This is a genomic window from Acidovorax sp. GW458-11-26-14-TSB4, from assembly GCF_059423865.1.
The window spans coordinates 96,296-114,092 of record NZ_JBWKYR010000009.1 but is presented as its reverse complement, the minus strand read 5'-3'; the positions used below and the strand labels follow the sequence as shown (position 1 = coordinate 114,092).

General features: G+C 69.4%; 16 protein-coding genes. 6 read left to right on the top strand and 10 right to left on the bottom strand.

The features are described from left to right. Both aptA and AC07X5_RS19150 read right to left on the bottom strand, forming a co-directional pair. Nucleotides 1–1,359 carry an omega-aminotransferase AptA gene (gene aptA, locus AC07X5_RS19155; RefSeq protein WP_494771419.1) on the bottom strand — a complete coding sequence of 453 codons (1,359 nt, stop codon included), beginning with the start codon at nucleotides 1,357–1,359 and terminating at the stop codon, nucleotides 1–3. Nucleotides 1,360–1,423: 64 nt separating this feature from the next. Next, nucleotides 1,424–2,299 (bottom strand): GntR family transcriptional regulator, encoded by an 876-nt coding sequence (locus AC07X5_RS19150; RefSeq protein ID WP_494771418.1) that lies wholly within the window; start codon nucleotides 2,297–2,299, stop codon nucleotides 1,424–1,426. A gap of 81 nt (nucleotides 2,300–2,380) precedes the next feature. On the opposite strand from AC07X5_RS19150, the gene AC07X5_RS19145 reads away from it, so the two are divergent. From AC07X5_RS19145 to AC07X5_RS19125, 5 genes are read left to right on the top strand one after another with little or no spacing between them, the layout of a single operon-like run. Next, nucleotides 2,381–3,541 carry a C45 family autoproteolytic acyltransferase/hydrolase gene (locus AC07X5_RS19145; protein ID WP_494771417.1) on the top strand — a complete coding sequence of 387 codons (1,161 nt, stop codon included), beginning with the start codon at nucleotides 2,381–2,383 and terminating at the stop codon, nucleotides 3,539–3,541. A 42-nt stretch (nucleotides 3,542–3,583) separates the two neighbouring features. Beyond that, entirely contained in the window at nucleotides 3,584–5,155 is a 1,572-nt protein-coding gene (locus AC07X5_RS19140) for an ABC transporter substrate-binding protein (RefSeq protein ID WP_494771416.1), read from the top strand. Between the two features lie 38 nt (nucleotides 5,156–5,193). After that, nucleotides 5,194–6,150, top strand: coding sequence for an ABC transporter permease (locus AC07X5_RS19135; RefSeq protein WP_184856660.1), 957 nt, complete (start codon nucleotides 5,194–5,196; stop codon nucleotides 6,148–6,150). Next, the gene (locus tag AC07X5_RS19130) at nucleotides 6,147–6,983 is read left to right on the top strand and encodes an ABC transporter permease (RefSeq protein WP_494771415.1); all 837 of its coding nucleotides are present in this window, start codon (nucleotides 6,147–6,149) and stop codon (nucleotides 6,981–6,983) included. Before AC07X5_RS19135 ends, AC07X5_RS19130 begins: the two co-directional genes overlap by 4 nt. Beyond that, complete coding sequence (locus tag AC07X5_RS19125; protein WP_494771414.1) at nucleotides 6,983–8,653, top strand: ABC transporter ATP-binding protein; 1,671 nt, start codon at nucleotides 6,983–6,985, stop codon at nucleotides 8,651–8,653. Before AC07X5_RS19130 ends, AC07X5_RS19125 begins: the two co-directional genes overlap by 1 nt. Nucleotides 8,654–8,721: 68 nt before the next feature. Here AC07X5_RS19125 and AC07X5_RS19120 read toward each other — a convergent pair whose 3' ends face one another. Beyond that, complete coding sequence (locus tag AC07X5_RS19120) at nucleotides 8,722–9,342, bottom strand: VOC family protein (protein ID WP_409957250.1); 621 nt, start codon at nucleotides 9,340–9,342, stop codon at nucleotides 8,722–8,724. A 222-nt stretch (nucleotides 9,343–9,564) separates the two neighbouring features. Between AC07X5_RS19120 and AC07X5_RS19115 the strand changes: the two genes are divergently transcribed. Continuing rightward, the gene (locus tag AC07X5_RS19115) at nucleotides 9,565–11,283 is read left to right on the top strand and encodes an ABC-F family ATP-binding cassette domain-containing protein (protein ID WP_494771413.1); all 1,719 of its coding nucleotides are present in this window, start codon (nucleotides 9,565–9,567) and stop codon (nucleotides 11,281–11,283) included. A gap of 54 nt (nucleotides 11,284–11,337) precedes the next feature. Here AC07X5_RS19115 and AC07X5_RS19110 read toward each other — a convergent pair whose 3' ends face one another. The 7 genes from AC07X5_RS19110 to hemC all read right to left on the bottom strand — a co-directional run bounded on the left by AC07X5_RS19110 (nucleotide 11,338) and on the right by hemC (nucleotide 17,701). After that, nucleotides 11,338–11,925, bottom strand: coding sequence for a YceI family protein (locus AC07X5_RS19110; RefSeq protein WP_409957246.1), 588 nt, complete (start codon nucleotides 11,923–11,925; stop codon nucleotides 11,338–11,340). A gap of 67 nt (nucleotides 11,926–11,992) precedes the next feature. Then, on the bottom strand, nucleotides 11,993–12,565 hold the full coding sequence (locus AC07X5_RS19105; protein WP_494771412.1) for a YceI family protein: 573 nt from the start codon (nucleotides 12,563–12,565) through the stop codon (nucleotides 11,993–11,995). A gap of 50 nt (nucleotides 12,566–12,615) precedes the next feature. Then, nucleotides 12,616–13,191 (bottom strand): cytochrome b, encoded by a 576-nt coding sequence (locus tag AC07X5_RS19100; RefSeq protein ID WP_409957242.1) that lies wholly within the window; start codon nucleotides 13,189–13,191, stop codon nucleotides 12,616–12,618. 367 nt (nucleotides 13,192–13,558) lie between these two features. Beyond that, nucleotides 13,559–14,836 (bottom strand): heme biosynthesis protein HemY, encoded by a 1,278-nt coding sequence (locus tag AC07X5_RS19095; RefSeq protein ID WP_494771411.1) that lies wholly within the window; start codon nucleotides 14,834–14,836, stop codon nucleotides 13,559–13,561. 18 nt (nucleotides 14,837–14,854) lie between these two features. Beyond that, nucleotides 14,855–15,943: a uroporphyrinogen-III C-methyltransferase gene (locus AC07X5_RS19090; protein WP_494771410.1), complete on the bottom strand. Its 1,089-nt coding sequence runs from the start codon at nucleotides 15,941–15,943 to the stop codon at nucleotides 14,855–14,857. Next, on the bottom strand, nucleotides 15,940–16,743 hold the full coding sequence (locus AC07X5_RS19085) for a uroporphyrinogen-III synthase (protein ID WP_494771409.1): 804 nt from the start codon (nucleotides 16,741–16,743) through the stop codon (nucleotides 15,940–15,942). The genes AC07X5_RS19090 and AC07X5_RS19085 overlap by 4 nt, the downstream gene beginning before the upstream one ends. A 4-nt stretch (nucleotides 16,744–16,747) precedes the next feature. Beyond that, nucleotides 16,748–17,701 carry a hydroxymethylbilane synthase gene (hemC, locus tag AC07X5_RS19080; RefSeq protein WP_494771408.1) on the bottom strand — a complete coding sequence of 318 codons (954 nt, stop codon included), beginning with the start codon at nucleotides 17,699–17,701 and terminating at the stop codon, nucleotides 16,748–16,750. Between the last annotated feature and the right edge of the window lie 96 nt (nucleotides 17,702–17,797).

Below are 17,797 nucleotides of genomic sequence, written 5' to 3'. Positions count from 1 at the left end.
TCAGGCGATGTGCTGCAGGGCCGTGCGGATGCTGTGCGCCATTTCGTCGATCTGGGCCTCGCTGATCACCAGCGGGGGCGAGAGCACCAGCGTGTCGCCCGAGTTGCGCACCAGCACACCCGCCTCGAAGCAGGCGATGTGCACGGCCTGGGCGCGTGCACCGGCAGCACCCGGGCGCGGCGCCAGGTCCACGGCACCCAACAGGCCGATGTTGCGCACGTCCACCACATGCGGGGCATCGCGCAGCGCGTGCAGCGCGGCCTCCCACACCGGGGCGATGGCCTGCACGCGCGCGGCCAGATTGAGTTCCTCATGCACGTCCAGCGTGGCCAGGCCGGCTGCGCAGGCCAGCGGGTGGGCCGAGTAGGTGTAGCCGTGGAACAGCTCGATCACGTTGGCCGAGCCCTGCATGAAGGCCTCGTACACGCTGTTGCCCACGAGCACGCCGCCCATGGGCACGGCGCCGTTGGTCATGCCCTTGGCGCAGCAGATCAGGTCCGGCGCGACGCCGAAGGCCTGGGCCGCGAACGGCGCGCCCACACGCGAAAAGCCGGTGATCACCTCGTCGAAGACCAGGAGGATGCCGTGCTGCGTGCACAGCTCGCGCAGGCGCTGCAGGTAGCCCACGGGCGGCGGGTACACGCCGCCCGAGCCGGTCACGGGCTCGACGATCACCGCCGCGATGGTGGCCGGGTCGTGCACCACGAACAGCTGCTCCAGCGCATTCGCGTAGTGCGCGCCGGTGGCCGGCTGGCCGTGCGAGAAGCGGGCGTCGGCATCATAGGGCAGGGGCAGGTGGGCGGTGTCGGGCAGCAGCGGCCCGAAGTCGCGCTTGTGACGGCCCAGGCCGGCCACCGACAGGCCGCCGAAGCCCATGCCGTGGTAGCCCTTGGCGCGGCCCACCAAGAGGGTGCGGCGCGCATCGCCACGGGCCTGGTGGTAGGCGCGGGCGATCTTGAGCGCCGTGTCCACCGCTTCGGAGCCCGAGTTGGTGAAGAACACATGGTCCATGCCTTCGGGTGCCAGCGCCGCAATGCGCTGGGCCAGCGTGAAGGCGGCCGGGTGGCTCATCTTGAACGAGGAGACGAAATCCAGGCGGCCCGCGGCCTCGCGGATCGCCTCGGTGATGCGCGGCTGGCCGTGGCCTGCATTGCAACACCACAGGCCGGCCATGGCATCGAGCACCTGGCGGCCGTCCTCGGTGGTGTAGTGCATGCCCTGCGCGGCGGTGAACAGCATGGGCTGCTGGTGGAACTGGCGCTGGGCGGTGAAGGGGAGCCAGAAGGCGGAGTCGTTGGGGGCGCTGGAGGGGGCGGCAGAGGTCATGGGGCTTTCGGTGAGGGCTGCAATCTTCGTCATTATGTTTTTTGTTTAAACAAAAATCAAATTACCGTGCAACCCGCGAAAGCGGCGGTTCCCGGTCTCAGGTCTTCGCCGGTGGTCTGAGGCGGCTGGCCACGTCCAAGTGGCGCAACATCAGCAGCGCGGCCAGTTCCTGGTCGCCCGCCTGCATGCGGTCCAGCATTTCCAGGTGCTCGCGGCAGTTCACCTCCATGCGCTCACGGCCGTACTTCCAGTCGTAGTTGGACAGGCGGCGCAGGCGGTTCTGGCGCTGGATGTCCATGTGGAAGAAGCGGTTGCCCGAGGCGGCGGCGACGCCTTCGTGGAAGGCTGCATTCATCTCGAAGAAGGCGATGCTGGACGAATCCTCCGACAGCGTGCGCAGGAAGGCTTCGTGCTGCTGGCGCATGTCCTGGGCCCAGGCGGCAGGCAGGGCAAAGCCGGGCTCGCGGATGGCCGCGGGTTCGATCACCATGCGGTAGCGGTAGCTCTCGTTGCGCACGTTGGCGTCCCAGGCCCCGGTGGCGAAGCGCCAGCCATAGCCCAGCTTGGGCTCGATGGCGCCCAGGTCGGCCAGGCGCTCCAGCGCGTTGCGGATGGCAGGGCGGCCCAGGTCGTAGGCCTCCATCAGCTCTTTTTCCGACACGTACTCGCCCAGGTTGCCGTGCTGGCGGTCGTAGGCGATGCGCCGCAGCAACTGGTCGCTGTCGTCGGGCGCCTCGCGGGCGGCCGAGGGCAGGGGCGGCAGGCGCAGCAGTTCCACCCCGCGGTGCGGCTTGCGCTCGGCAAAGCCCTGCTGCGCCAGGTGGTCGAGCGCGGCACGCACGGGGGTGCGCGAGACGCCCAAGCGCTCTGCAAGCTGGTTCTCGTTGAGGCGCGCGCCCGCCGCCAGGCCGTCTTCGTGGATGAGGCGGCTGATGCGGTCCGCCAGCTCCAGGTGCAAAGATGTAGAAGCCATGGTTTGAAATGGTTGATGTTTTTTATTTTACAAAATACAATTTAAATCATCGATCACCGATTGCTCACTCCAACCAACGCCATGGACCAGACATTCCCTTGGGGCTCCGACCAGCCCCTTCCTTCCTGCCCCCTGGTCGAGATCAGCGGCGCGCCGCGCGAGCGCGGCCGCCAGTATGGCGAACAGGCCAAGGCGCGCATCCTGCGCGGCATCGAACATTACTCCACCCAGCTCGAAGCCAGCAAACTCGGCTGGCCCGAGATCGGCACACTGGTGCAGACCTTCGAGCCCACCATCGAGGCCTTCGAGGCAGCCTACCTGGACGAGATGCGCGGCATTGCCGAGGGCGCCGGGGTCTCGTACGAGGCCATCGTGATGCTCAATGCGCGCACCGAGATCCTCAAGCTGGCCGACCGCCGCCGCAAGGGCCAGCCCGCGCAGATCGACCCCGATGGCTGCACCGGCGTGGTTGCCATGCCGCAGGCCACGGCCTCGGGCCGCGTGATCCACGCCCAGAACTGGGACTGGAAGGCCGAGTGCGCCGAGACCGCCATCGTGCTGCGCGTGCTGCGCGAGGACGGACCGGATCTCCTGACCTTCACCGAGGCCGGCGGCCTGGCCCGCTCGGGCATGAATTCTGCGGGCATCTCCATCACCGCCAACTACCTGGAATCCGACCGTGACTACCGCCAGCTCGGTGTGCCACTGGCCCTGCTGCGCCGCAAGGCGCTGGAGCAGGTGCAACTGGCCCTGGCCATGCGCATCGTGTACTGCACGCCCAAGTCAGCCTCCAACAACGTGATGGTCTCGCACGCCACGGGCGTGGCCATCGACTTCGAGTGCGCGCCCGACGAAACCTTCCAGGTCCACCCCGAGCGCGGCGTCATCGTGCATGCCAACCACTTCCAGAGCCCGATCGCCCTGGGCAAGGTCCGCGACATGGGCATCGTGAACACACCCGACTCGCTGTATCGCGACCTGCGTGTGCGTGAACTGGTGGAGCCGCACATCGGTACGCTCACGCGCGAGCACATCAAGACCGCGCTGTTCGACGACTTCCAGTCGCCCTGGTCGGTGTGCCGCCCGCCGCGCCCCAACTCCAGCAGCAACCTGTCGGCCACCGTGGCCATGGTGGTGATGGAGCCGGCTCTGGGCGAGATGGAAGTGGCCATGCTGCCCGCGCTGAGCCGCAGCTTCGCGTCGTACACCCTGGACATGGAGCGCCAACTGGCGCTGGCCTGAGGCTGTCCGCACCTGCCTGACCCACGAAGAAAGGACCTCGAGATGACTACTGCCCCCTCGCGCTGGCTGTCCAGTGGCCTGGCCTTGCTGGCCGGCCTGTGCTCCGTCGCCCAGGCCCAGCCGCAGCCCGACACGCTGCGCATCCGCCTGAACGCCGACATCCGCTCCACCGACCCCGGCATCAACCGCGACAACAACACCGACGCGGTGATGATGCACGTGCTCGAAGGCCTGGTGGCCTACCGCGAGGATGCCTCCGTGGCGCCGCTGCTGGCACAGTCGGTCAGCACCTCGGCCGACGGCAAGACCTATACCTTCAAGCTGCGCCAGGGCGTCAAGTTCCACAACGGCGCGCCGCTCACGGCCGACGATGTGCTCTTTGCCTGGAACCGCTACATGGCCCCGGCCAACAACTGGCGCTGCCTGGCGGAGTTCGACGGGCGCGGCCTGGCCAAGGTGCTCAAGGTGGAGGCGCCCGATGCGGCCACCGTGGTCTACACGCTGGACAAGCCCTCGGCCCTGTTCCTGGCCACGCTGGCGCGCGTGGACTGCGGCGGCACCGGCATCTACCACCGCAGCTCGCTCGAAGCCGACGGCAAGTGGCGCGAGCCCGTGGCCACCGGCCCCTACAAGCTGGGCGAATGGAAGCGCGGCCAGTACATCGAGCTCTTGCGCAACGACGGCTATGCCGCGCTGCCGGGCCCGCGCGACGGCAACACCGGCGCCAAGATCGCCGAGACGCCCAAGGTGCGCTTCATCGTCATCCCCGATGCGTCGGCGGCCAAGGCGGCGCTGTTCTCGGGCGGGATCGACCTGAACTACGACATCAACGACGAGGACATGGCCGAGTACAAGGGCCGCAAGGACATCCTCATGGAGACCCAGGCCACGATGAACGTGCAGGGCCTGCTGTTCCAGACGCGCGACCCGCTGCTCAAGGACGCGCGCATCCGCCGCGCCATCGCGCTCGCGCTCGACATGCCCGAGCTGGTGGCCGCCGTCACCTCGGGCAATGCACCGCCCAGCCGCTCGGTCGTGCCCACGCCCAGTGCCTTCTACAAGAAGCCGCAGGCGGCGGTGCCCGCGCGCAACCTGGCCCAGGCCAAGAAGCTGCTGGCCGAGGCCGGCTACAAGGGCGAGCCCATCAAGATCCTGGCCACCAAGCGCTACAACAGCGTGTTCAACATCGCCGTGCTGACTCAGGCCATGGTGCAGGAGGCCGGCATCAAGGCCGAGGTCGAGGTGCTCGACTGGGCCACGCTGCTGGACCGCTACAACAAGGGCAACTACCAGGCCATGGGCTTCACGTTCTCAGCCCGGCTCGACCCGGCCCTGTCGTACGAGATGGTCACGGGCCCCAAGGACAAGCAGCCGCGAAAGGTGTGGGACGACCCGCAGGCGCACGAACTGCTGGCCAAGAGCATGGAGACCACCGACACGGCCCAGCGCCAGGCGCTGTTCGACAGGCTCGAAGCCCGCATGCGCGAGGACGTGCCCGCGGTCTTCATGTACTCGGCCGTGAACACCAGCGCCGCCCGCTCCTATGCCAAGGGCTACAAGGGTTGGGCCCTGGGAACGCCGCGTGCCTGGGGTGTCACCCTGCGTGCACCGTGATGCGCATGGCACTGCCGAACTGACGATCCAGATCCGCCATGGGTTCCTCCTTTCCTGCCTACCTGGGCCGGCGCCTGCTGTGGACGCTGCCCACCCTGTTCCTCGTGAGCCTGATGGTCTTCGTGCTCATGCGCCTGGTGCCGGGCGATCCGGCGCTGCTCATCCTGGGTGACAGCGCCACGCCCGAGCAACTGGCCGACCTGCATGCGCAGTTCGGGCTCGACCGGCCCATCCCCGTGCAGTTCACGCTCTGGCTCGGCCGGGTGCTGCAGGGCGACCTGGGCCAGTCCATCACCAGCGGCGAGGCCGTGCTGCCGCTGCTGCTCGAACGCTTCCAGGTGAGTGCCGCCATCGTGCTCGTGGCCGTGGCCCTGGCAGCGCTGCTGGCCGTGCCCGCCGGCCTGCTGGCCGCGTGGAAGCAGAACAGCGTGCTCGACACCATGGTGGTGGCTGCCGCCACGTTCTTTCTGTCCATCCCGAGCTTCTGGCTGGGCCTGCTGTTGCTGCTCTTCGTGGGCCTCAAGCTCGGCCTGGTGCCGGTGGTGGGGTACGTGCCCTTCAGCGAGGACTGGCGTTCGGCGCTCACCTTCCTGATCCTGCCGACCATCACGCTGGCGCTGATCGAGCTCGGCATCCTGACCCGCATGGCGCGCGCCAGCGCGGTGGAGGTGCTGCGCCTGGAGTACGTGACGCATGCCCGCGCCAAGGGCCTGGCCGAGCGCCGCGTGCTGCTGCGCCATGTGTTGCCCAATGCCTTCGCGCCCACCTGGACCATGATCGGCCTGGTGCTGGGCAACCTGCTGGGCGGCATTGCCGTGCTGGAGACGGTGTTCACGCTGCCCGGCCTGGGCCGTCTGCTGGTGGACGCGATCTTCGCGCGCGACTACCCCGTGGTGCAGGGCTGCCTGCTGTTCACGGCCGCGATCTACGTGCTGGTCAACCTCGTGGTGGACCTGTGCTATCCCCTGTTCGATCCCCGGGTGTCCGCATCATGATGGTTGTGAAACGCTGGATGAAACGCCTGCGGGCGAATGCGCTGGTCGGCGGCCTGCTGGTCGGCCTGGTGGGCGCCATGGCCTTGCTGTCGGTGTTCTGGACGCCTTATAACCCCATGGGCGTGGCGCTGCGCCAGCGGCTGCAGCCGCCCTCGGGCGCCTACCTGCTGGGCACCGACGAGTTCGGCCGCGACATCCTTTCGCGCCTGATGGCCGGGGCTGGCACCAGCCTGGTGGTGGCCGCGCTCACCGTGGCGCTGGCCCTGGCGCTGGGCGTGGTGATCGGCCTCGTTGCCGGCTACTTCCGCGGTTGGCTGGACCGGGTGCTGATGGTCTTCAACGATGCGCTGCTGGCCTTCCCCGGCATCCTGCTGGCGCTCGGGGTGATGGTCATCGTAGGAGCCAACCAGTGGGGCATCATCGTCGCGCTGGGCCTGGCCTATGCGCCCACGGCGGTGCGTGTGGTGCGCGGCTCGGTGCTCTCGCTGCGCGAGAAGGAGTACATCGAGGCCTCCGAGGTCATCGGCAACTCCGGCCTGCGCACGGTGTTCGCGCACATCCTGCCCAACTGCGTGGCGCCCCTGGTGGTGCTGGCCACGTCGATGTTCGGCTGGGTCATCCTGGCCGAGAGCGCGCTGAGCTTCCTGGGCCTGGGCGTGCCGCCGCCTGCGCCCACCTGGGGCAATATGCTGGCCTCGGGCCGGCCCTACATCGAGACCGCTGCCTGGCTGGGCATTGCGCCTGGCGCCTGCATCGCACTCACGCTGCTCGGCGTGAACCTGCTGGGCGATGCGCTGCGCGACTGGCTCGACCCGCGCATGGAGCACCACTGATGCGCCCATCCATTCACACCGTGGCGGAAAGAACCGACATGACGACGACCGAGAAGAACCCGCCGCCGCTGCTGTCCGTGCGCGAACTCACCGTGCACGGCCCGCTGGAGCGCCCGCTGCTGGATGCCGTCTCCTTCGACGTGCCTGCGGGCGGCGTGGTGGCCCTGGTGGGCGAATCGGGCAGCGGCAAGACCATGGCCGGGCGCGCCGTGCTTGGCCTGCTGCCGCCCCAGGTGCGCCAGAGCGGCGGCAGCGTGCTGCTGCAGGGGCGCGACGTCGGGTCCATGTCGGCGAACGCCTTGCGCGCGCTGCGCGGCTGTGACGTGGGCATGGTGTTCCAGGAGCCCATGGTTTCGCTCAACCCCGCGATGACCATTGCCGAGCAGCTCTTCGAGGGCCTGCGCCTGCACGAGAAGGTCACCACGGCCCAGGCGCGCGAGCGCTCCATCGCCATGCTGCGCCGCGTGCAGATCGCCGACCCCGAGCGCTGCCTGGCCTCGTACCCGCACCAGTTCTCGGGCGGCATGCGCCAGCGCATCATGCTGGCCTCGGTCATGCTGCTCAAGCCGCGCCTGCTGATCGCCGACGAGCCCACCACGGCGCTCGATTCGCTGAGCCAGCGCGAGGTGATGGAGATCATGGCCGAGCTCACGCGCACCGAGGGCACGGCCGTGCTGCTGATCACCCACGACCTGGGGCTGGTGGCGCGCTACGCGCAGTCGGTGGTGGTGCTCGAAAAAGGCCGCCTGGTGGAGACCGGCCCCGTGCGCAGCGTGCTCACCGCCCCGCGCGAGGCTTACACGAAGAGCCTGATCGACGCTTTGCCCCAACGGAGCGCCCAGCGCCCGGCGCGGCCCGCGCAGGCGCCGCTGATCGAGGCCCGGGATGTGCAGGTCAGCTTTCCGGGCGCACGCCAGGGCTGGCTGTCCAAGGCCGTGCCCAAGCTCGCGGTGCGCGGCGTGTCGCTGACCATCCAGCCGGGCGAGGTGGTGGCCGTGGTGGGCGGCTCGGGCTCGGGCAAGACCACGCTGGGCCGCGCCATGATCGGCCTGTTGCCCGTGGCGGGTGGCGATGTGTGCTTTCGCGGCACGCCGCTGGGCAGTGCCGATGCCGCGGGCCGGCGCGAATTCCGCCTGGCTTGCCAGCTGGTGTTCCAGGACCCGTACTCTTCGCTCGACCCGCGCCAGCGCGTCTTCGACATCGTGGCCGAGCCGCTGCGCCACGGCCCGCCGCTCACGCGCGATGCCCTGCGCGCCACGGTGGATGCGATGCTGGCCGAGGTGGGTCTGGCCGGCTTTGGCGAGCGCTACCCGCATGCCCTGTCGGGCGGGCAGCGCCAGCGCGTGGCGATTGCACGCGCACTGGTGCGCAAGCCGGCCTTCGTGGTGGCCGATGAGCCGGTGTCGGCGCTGGACATGACCATCCAGAAACAGGTGCTTGACCTGCTCAAGCGCCTGCAGGCCGAGCGCGGCTTCGGCTGCCTGTTCATCTCGCACAACCTGGCCGTGGTGTCCGAGATCGCCGACCGCATCGTCGTGATGGAGAACGGCCGCATCGTCGAGGAGGGCAGCGTGGCCGACATCTTCGACCGGCCGCAGCAGCCCTACACACGTGCGCTGCTGGAGGCTGCGACCACCAGCGATCTGCTGGCCGAGCTGGACGCGGTGTAGCTTTCGGACCGCGCCGAAAGAAAAAGGCGCCGCCCGCGAGGGTGGCGCCTTTTTTGCTGAGGCCGGCTTCAGCCCTTGGCGAATTCAGGCCGGTCGTTGGTCTGGGGCTTGAGCGGCTGGGCCACCTTGCCCTCGGCGCGTTCCTTGCGCCATTGCTCCTTGCGCGCCGTCCATTCCTTCAGGCGCGCATGGGCCACGGTGCTGTCCTTGGCCATGGCGTTGGCATCGGCCAACTGGGCAGTCAGCTCCAGGCGGATGCCGTTGGGGTCGAAGAAGTAGATGCTCTTGAAGATGTGGTGGTCGGTCACGCCCAGCACCTCGATGCCGAAGGCCTCCAGGCGCTCCTTGGTGTTCTGCAGTTCCTGCACCGTGTCCACGCGGAAGGAGATGTGGTTGACCCACAGTGGCGTGTTGGGCGAGGGCTCGGCCTTCACGTCGTCGCCCAGGTCGAAGAAGGCGATGAAGGAGCCGTCCTTCAAGCGAAAGAAGAAGTGCGTGTAGGGGCAGTACTCGCCCGTGCTGGGCACGTGGTCGCTCTGGATGATGTGGTACAGCGGCAGGCCCAGGATGTCCTCGTAGAACTGGCGCGTTTCCTCCGCGTCGCGTGCCTTGTAGGCGTAGTGGTGCAACTGCTGGAAGGCGGCCGGTGCGGGCAGGCTGGCGAGGTCGGGCTTCAGAACGGCATTCATGCGCTTGTCTCCTTGGGTCGGTGCGTGTCGATGTGGAAATTCTACTATTCGTAATCAATTTACGTAAAGGGAATTTTGAGGGCGTGGGTATTTGCGGTACATTGCGCCTCTCGTCCACCACCCGAGGTGTTTTCACCGATGCGCCTGTAAGCCACTTTCACGCCGTTCCGCCCTTGCCTGTGCGCAGGTGCGGCTTTGTGGTGACCGTGGAGTGCTTCAGGCATGGCGACGACCAACGATTCTTCGGGCCAGCGCGCCCGCGCAGGCAGCAGGGCTGCTTGCGCCTTTCAGTCCGCAGGCAGCAGGGCTGCTTCCCTTTCTTCTCTTTCCCTTCAGTTCCAGGCCGTCGGCTGGCTGCTGCCCGATGGACAGCCGCTGTGGAGCACCCCGTTGACCGTGGCGCTGGGCGCCGGCACCACGGGCATCGTGGGTGCCAATGGCGCGGGCAAGAGCGTGTTTCTGCAGCTACTGCTGGGCCGACTGGCCCCCGCCACGGGCACGGTGCTTTGTGGCGCGCGCCTGCATGCCGTAGCGCAGGAGGTGCAGGGCGCCTGCGGCTGCACCGTGGCCGACCTGGCGGGCCTGGCCCCGGTGCTGCGTGCCTTGGATCACCTGGAGGCGGGCAGCGGCACGCCCGACGACCTGCTGCTGGCCGACGGCCAGTGGGACCTGCCCACGCGCTGGCAGCGCGCCCTGCAGGCCTTGGGCCTGGGGCACCTGCCCGCTGGCGGCGATGCGGCGCAACTGAGCGGCGGCGAGCGCATGCGCGTGGCGCTGGCCGGTGCCTTTGTCTCGGATGCCGAGGTGCTGGTGCTCGACGAGCCCACCAACCACCTGGACCGCGGCGCGCGCCGCTGGCTGCTGGACCAGTTGGCCGCGCGCCAGGGCGGCGTGGTCGTGGCCAGCCATGACCGGGAGCTGCTGGGCGCGGTCGATGCGATCGTGGAGCTGTCGCCTGCGGGGCTGCGGCGTTACGGCGGCAACTGGGGCCTGTACGAGGAGCAGCGGACGCAGGAGCGGGCGGCTGCGCAGGCGGCGCTGGACCATGCGCGCACCGAGCGCGACCGGGGCCGCAAGGCGCTGCAGCGCGAACACGGCGCGCAGCAGCGCCGCGCAACCCAGGGGCGCCAGATGGCCCGCACCGCCAATCTGGCGCCCATCCTGCTGGGCCGCATGAAGAACAATGCCGAGGCCCATGCCGGGCGCGAGCACGAACGCCAGCAGGAGGCCCGCGAGCAGCTCGATGCCGCCGTGCGCGAGGCCGCGCGCCACGCACCGGCCCACACCCCCGTGGCGCTGGCACTGCCGGGCAGCACGGTGCCCGCGGGCAAGCAGGTGCTGGCGCTGGAGCAGGTGCGGACCCCGTTCGCGCCGCCCGGCCAGCCTGCCCTCAGCGGGGTCTGGAGCGGCCCCGTGCGCATCGCCATCACCGGGCCCAATGGCTGCGGCAAGAGCACTTTGCTGCGCCTGGTCGCCGGGCACGTGGCGCCAGTGGCAGGCCGCGTGGTGCGCGGCGTGCGCGCCGCCTGGCTGGACCAGCACAACGCGCAACTGCTGCCCCCGCATGCCAGCGTGCTGCAGCGGCTGGCCGAACTCGGTTCGCCCCTGCCCGAATCCACCTTGCGCACGCGCCTGGCGCAGCTGGGCCTGGATGTCGACCGCGTGCAGCGCCCGGCTGGCGTGCTCAGCGGCGGCGAGCGCATCAAGGCCGCGCTGGCCTGTGCCCTGTGGTGTGGCGCGCCCGCGCAGATGCTGTTGCTGGACGAGCCCACCAACCACCTGGACCTGGCTTCGGTGGAGGCCTTGCAGTCCGCGCTGCAAGGCCTCACGGGCGCGCTGCTGGTGGTCTCGCACGACCTGCATTTCCTGTCGGCCCTGGCGCCCACCCATGTCTGGGCATGGCAGGCCGGCGGCTGGTGGCTCGATGCGCGCCTGGTATGAAAAAAGCCACCCGTGGCCGTGCCGCGGGTGGCTTGTGGGCGCAAGGCCGGTGGATTACTGCTGCTTGATGGCTTCGATCTGCACCACCAGGCGCACGTTCTTGGGGAAGCCGTACTGCACGCCGTAGTCCAGGCCCCACTGGGTGCGGTCGATGGTGGCTTCGAAGTCGCCGCCGCAGACTTCACGCTTGAGCATGGGGCTTTGGTAGCAGTTGAACTGCGTGGCCTTCAGAGTCACAGGGTGGGTCTTGTCCAGCAGCGTCAGCTGGCCGGCCACTTCGCTGACCTTGTCGCCGTTGAACGTGAACTTGTCGGACACGAACTTGATCGTGGGGTACTTGGCCGCGTTGAAGATGTCAGGGCTTTGCAGATGCTTGTCGAACGCAGGCGTGCCGGAGTTGATCGACGTGGTGTCCACGGTGATCTCCACCTTGCCGGTCTTGCCGGCGCGGTCGAACTGCACCGTGCCTTCCTTCTTGTCGAAGCGGCCGCGGTTGGTCGTGGCGCCGAAGTGGCTGATCTCGAACGTCACGAAGGTGTGCGACGGGTCGATGGCGTAGGCGGCGCTCTGGGCCTGGGCTGCGCCCGTGGACAGGACGGCGGCTGCAGCCAGGGCGAGCAGGGCGAACGAAGACTTGCGCATGGAAAGGACTCCTGAAAAAGGATGGGTCAAGGGAAAGGGAACGCGAAGGGAAAGCAAAAGGGCTTGATCAGAGCTTGGCCACGCCGGTCAGCGCGAGCTTGAACTTGACGGTCACGTCGTCGGCCACCATGGAGGTGTCGGCCCACTCGTTCTCGCCGATCTTGAAGGCCAGGCGCTTGATGGGCAGGGTGCCGGTGGCTGTGGTGGTGGCGCCGCTCTGGGCCAGCGCCACGGGCACGACCACGTTCTGTGCCGTGCCCTTGATGGTGAGCTTGCCGGCCACTTCGAACTTGCCGCCGCCCAGCGCCTTGATGGTGGTGGATTCGAACATGGCCTGCGGGAACTTGGGCACGTTGAACCAGGTGGGCTTGGGCAGCTCGGCATCGGTCTCGCGCGAGCCCAGCGTGGCACTGCCGGTGTCCACGGTGAAGCTGATCTTGCTGGTGTCGGGCTTGGCGGGGTCGAAGGCCACCTTGGCATCGAACTTCTTGAAGTGCCCTTCGAGCGGCACGCCCATCTGGCGCGCAGTGAACTGCACCTGGCTCTGCGCGGGGACCAGTTGCTGCTGGGCGAAGGCCGTTGGCGTGGCCAGCACGGCAGCGCCCAGCACGAGGCTCGATACGAAGGAAGTGGCGTTCATGAAGACTCCTGGAAATTCGGGTGTGTGAAAACGATAGGAACCGGGATGGCTCAGCGCGGGCCGGGCATCATGCGGCCGATCAGGCCGTCGCGGTCGATGAACTGGTGCTTGAGTGCGGCGGCCACGTGCAGCACCACCAGACCCGCCATGGTGCAGGCGGTGTACAGGTGCCAGGGCTTGATCGCCTCGGCCAGTTCCTTGTCCACGGGCACGAAGTCGGGCAGTTGCCACAGGCCCAGGAAGACGATGGGAAAGCCCGCCGCCGAACTGTAGGCCCAGCCGATCAGCGGTACGGCCAGGAACAGGATGTACAGCAGCCCGTGCGTGGCATGGTGCGCAAGCGTCTGCCAGCGCGGCATGGACTGCACCATGGCGGCCGGCAGGGCTGGCGGGCGGTGCGTTGCGCGCCACAGGATGCGCAGCACCGACAGCGACAGGATGGTGATGCCGGCCCATTTGTGCCAGTTGTACAGCTTCAGCCGCGCTGGCGAGAACGGCAGGCTGGTCATGTACAGGCCGACGCAGAAGGCACCGATCAGGGCCAGGCCCAGCACCCAGTGCAGCAGCATGGCGGTGCGGGTGTAGCGGGCCGGTCGGCTGGCGGGGGAGGGGGTGGGCGAGGGCATCGTGGTCGTTGGCGGTGGTGGGTGTAAGCACGCCGCGCCCCCGTGCCGAATGCACAGAGACCCGCCGTGAGCGCAGTGTAGGAGTTGCCAGCCGCTTCGGCTTCAACAGGATTGATGCTTTGATTCAAAAAAACTGAATCGATAAGGCCTGGCCGCTCAAAGTTCCCCAATGCTTGGAAAAAATGCGGGCAAATGGATGGGCGGTAGATGGCCGACGCCCGGCGGTCGGATGGCTGGATTGCCCGCATGGTTACGGCACTGCGCACTACCGTGTACATGGAAAAGAAAGCGGGCGCAAGCAAAAGCCGGTGTCCCGGCGCAAGGGCCGCCTCCATTGGCGGCAGGGAGGCGCGAAGCGCCTCCGGGCTCACCTCGCCAGCGCCGCCTTCTTCCAGGCCTCCGCGGCGGCGGGCTCATCGCCGCGCTGCTCGGCCAGCTCGGCCAGGTAGCGCCAGGCGCTGGCGCGCAGGCTGGCGTCGGACAGCTGGCCGGCAGCCTGGGTCAGCAGCTGCTGGGCCTTGCCCCAGAGCTGGCGCTTGAGGCAGGCCATGCCGGCCAGGTACTGCAGGCGTGCGTCGCGCGGGTTGGCCTGCTGGGCGGCTTCGATGCGCGCCAGCCAGGGGGCGTCCAGGGCGTCCAGGCCCGACTCGAGCGTGCGCACCAGCTTGAGGGCGTGCTGCTCGGCCAGCGCGTCGGGCAGGTCCACCATGCGTTCCCACACCGGCAGCAGCCAGGCGCGCACCTGGGCGGCATCGCCGCCCAGGGCGGCCATGCGCTGGGCGGCCTGGATGGCCAGTTCGGGCATCTTGCGTTCGCTGTGCTCCAGGTCGTCCCACACGCGGCGCAGCTGCGCCGTGTCGTGGGCGCTCTGGATGAGTTCGGTGGCCAGGCCGCGCACGATGCTTTGCGCCGCGGCGGGCGAGAAGGCGCGGTGCTTGGCCAGCAGGCGGGCCGTGTCCAGCGCCTCCTGGGTCTGGCGTGCCAGGCGCGTGGCCTTGAGCTTGATGCGCAGCGCCAGGGTGCGGCGCGCGGCGCCCTGGGGCAGGGCGGCCAGCCATTCGAGGGCGGCATCGGCGTCGCGGTCGTCCAGCGTCCAGCGCGCGGCGCGCATCTGGGCGCCTTCGCGCAGCTCCAGCTCCAGCGCGGTGCCGCGCGCGGGGGCGTCTTCGAGCGCGCGCTGCAGGTGGCTGTCGCGCGTGGCCTTGTCCTGCAGGGCATGGGAGCCCTCGGCCGCCACCAGATGGGCCAGGGAGCGCAATTGGTGGCTGTGCGGCACCGATTCGCCGGCCGCTGCCAGGGCGTTTTCCTGGGCCAGGGCGGCCACGGCGGCCTTGCGCGAGCGGATGAAGCGCCCGCCCAGCAGGTGCGTCATGGCGTCGAGCAGCGCGCTGTGCATGGCGCGTTCCTTTTGCTGCAGGCGCCAGCGGCGCGCCTGGTGCGGCAGCTCCAGCAGGGCGGCCAGCGCGCGCAGGGCGGCGTACACCGTGACGAAGCCGCCCACGAGCAGCAGCACCACCAGGTTCAGCGACAGATCGACCCGGTACGGGGGCCAGTAGAGGGTGACCGTGCCCTGGTTGTTGCCCGCAAACAGCGCGGCCGCCACGGCCACGCCAAACAACGCCAGGAGCCAGAGTGCTGCGCGCATGCGTGCTGCCCCTTCGCCTCAGCGCCCCGCCGCGGCCGTGGCCAGGGCGGAGAGGGTTTCGTCGGGGCGCGGCAGATCGGCCGCCTTCATGCCGGCCTGGGCCTGCTGCAGCACCGTGGCCGCGGTCTGCGTGCGGCGCGAGGCCGGGTCGAAGTATTTGTTGACCGCAGTGGTCGCCGCAGCCAGGTCGGCGCGGGCAGAGTCGAACTGCCGGGCCAGCACGCCCAGGCGCGCATTGAGCAGCTTGAGCTTGAGGTTCTCGCGCAGGAAGAAGGTCTGCTCGGGGGCCAGCAGCACGGCCTCGGGCTGGTCCACGCGGCTCACGCGCACCAGGTGGCGTGCCTCGTCGCGCACCACCTCCCAGCTGCGCTGCAGCGTGGCCTGCCACCAAGGCGTGTCGGCGCTGGGCGCTGAGCCGCTGGGCGGCGATGCGATCAGGCGCCGGCTGGCCGCCGCCTGGGCCACGGCGTTGAGCACGGGCAGTTCGTCCACCTGGCGCACCAGATCGTCCAGGCGGGCCAGCAGGCCGGCGGTGTCGGTCACCTGGGCGCGGTTGATGCGCTCGATATCGCGGCCGATGGCGCGCTGCACCGGGGTCAGGCGCGGCTGGGCGGCGCGCTCGATGCGCTGGTCGGCGGTCTTGAGTGCGGCCAGCAGCGGCTCCAGGCTGCCGGTGAGCTGGGCCTGTTGCTGCGCCAGGCGGATGGCGGATTCGATGTCCACCACCAGGGTTTCGTCGCGCGAACGCGACAGGCTCTGCATCAGTTCTTCGAGCTGGCTGCGCTGCAGCGCCACTTCGCTCACGCGGGCCTCGGCCACCGACAGGCGGGCCGCCGTCTCGCGCACCAGTTCCTCGGCCTGGCGGGCCATGGTGCGCGCCTCGATGGCCAGGGCGCCCGAGTCGGCTGACTGGCGCGCCAGCTGCTCCTGGATCACGCTGAGCTTTTGCCACAGCAGACCGCTGCTGGCCACGGCCGCCACGGCCAGCACGCCCACCAGCAGGGTGGGCAGGCTGCTGCCGCGCACCACCACCGGGGGCTGGTGGGCAGCGGCGGCGGGAGTGGAGGGGGCTGCGGCGGGCAGGTCGTGAAGGGGCGCGGAACTCATGGGGCCGATTCTATCGAGGCCACCACGTCTTCCAGCGCCGGCCGACACTCCCTTACATGGCCAAAGCCCATGGCCCGAGCGGTCTGGGCAATGCGCGGGTGGGTGGCCAGGGCACGGCCGGCCGCAAAGGACTGGCCGGCAAGGGCCTCGCCCAGGTGGGCCACGGCCTCGGAGCTGCTCAGCAGCCAGAGCGAGCCGTCCTGCAGCGCCGCTTGTGCCAGTGCCTTCTGCCCCTGCGTGAAGCGGGGTGCGCCGCGTTCATAGGCCACGGCCCAGTCCACCAGGCCGCCCGCGGCCTGCACCTGGCGGGCCAGCCAGTCGCGGCCCGAGCCCTCGGCGGATTCATGCACCCCGGCCGAGCGGCCGCGCACGATGAGCACGCGGTCGCCGGGCCGCACCTGGGCGCCCACCTGCCGCCACAGCGATTCGGAGTCGAACTGCGGGGCATCGGGGGCCGGGCCATCAATGGCGGCGGCGTGCACACCCATCTGCTCCAATGCACGTGCCGTGCCGGGGCCAGGGGCCCAGGCCCGGGTGCCGGCCGGCAGCGGCAGGGCATCTGGCAGGAAATACAGCGCCGCATTGCTGCTCACGAACATCAGCGCACGGTAGCCGGGCGCCTGGGCCAGGCGTTCGCGTGCATCGGCCAGGGCCTGCACGGCGGCGGGGTCGGTGCAGGGGCCGATGGCGATCAGCGGCAGTGCCGTGGCGGCCAGTCCGCGTGTGGTGAGCTGTGCCACCCATTCGGCCGCCTCGCGCTCGGGCCGCGTGACGATCAGCCGGGGCGCCACGGGGGCCATGGCGTCAGGCAGAGGCCGGATCCACGCCGCGCGCGCCAGCTTCGCGCAGGCGGCGGGCAATTTCGTCGCCCAGGGCCTCGGCCTGGGCCAAGCTTGCCACGGTGGCGCTGGCCTGGGCGCGCACCAGAGGCGCATGGGGAGCTTCGGGGTCGCCCCAGGCCGCATCAAGGTGCAGCGTACCGTTGGCACCCAGCGTGCCATGCGCGGCCAGCGGCATGGAGCAACTACCGCCCATGGCGCGGCTCACGGCGCGCTCGGCGGCGACGGTGAGCCAGGTGGCCTGGTGGGCCAGCGGCGCCAGTGCGGCAATCAGGTCCTGCCGGTCGCTGCGCACCTCGATGCCCAGGGCGCCCTGGCCGGCGGCGGGCAGCATGGTGGTGGCGTCGAACGCGGTGCGGATGCGCGCTTCCAGGCCCAGGCGCTTGAGGCCGGCGGCTGCGAGCACAATGCCGTTGTACTGGCCTTCGTCGAGCTTGCGCAGGCGCGTATCGAGGTTGCCGCGCAGGGGCTCGATGCGCAGGTCTGGCCGCAGCGCCTGCAGCAGCACCTGGCGGCGCAGGCTCGAGGTGCCGACCACCGCGCCCTGGGGCAATTCGGCGAGCGATGCGTAGCGGGGGGACACGAAGGCGTCGCGCGGGTCTTCGCGCTCCATGACGCAGGCCAGGGCAAAGCCCTCGGGCAGCTCCATGGGCACGTCCTTGAGCGAGTGCACGGCGATATGGGCGCGGCCTTCTTCCAGTGCCACTTCCAGTTCCTTCACGAACAGGCCCTTGCCGCCCACCTTGGACAGGGAGCGGTCCAGGATCTGGTCGCCCTTGGTGGTCATGCCCAGCAGTTCCACCGTGTGGCCGCGGGCTTGCAGCAGGGCCTGTACATGCTCGGCCTGCCACAGGGCCAGGCGGCTTTCGCGCGTGGCGATGACGATGGGATGGGGCAGGGAAGGCGCGGCGAGGCTCAAGATTCGTAACCTGTTTGTAATCATTCAGGGGCGCTGGATGCTAGCATGCGCCCGCACTCGTGGCCGGTGCAGGGGGACGCCTGCAGTGGCCTTCCC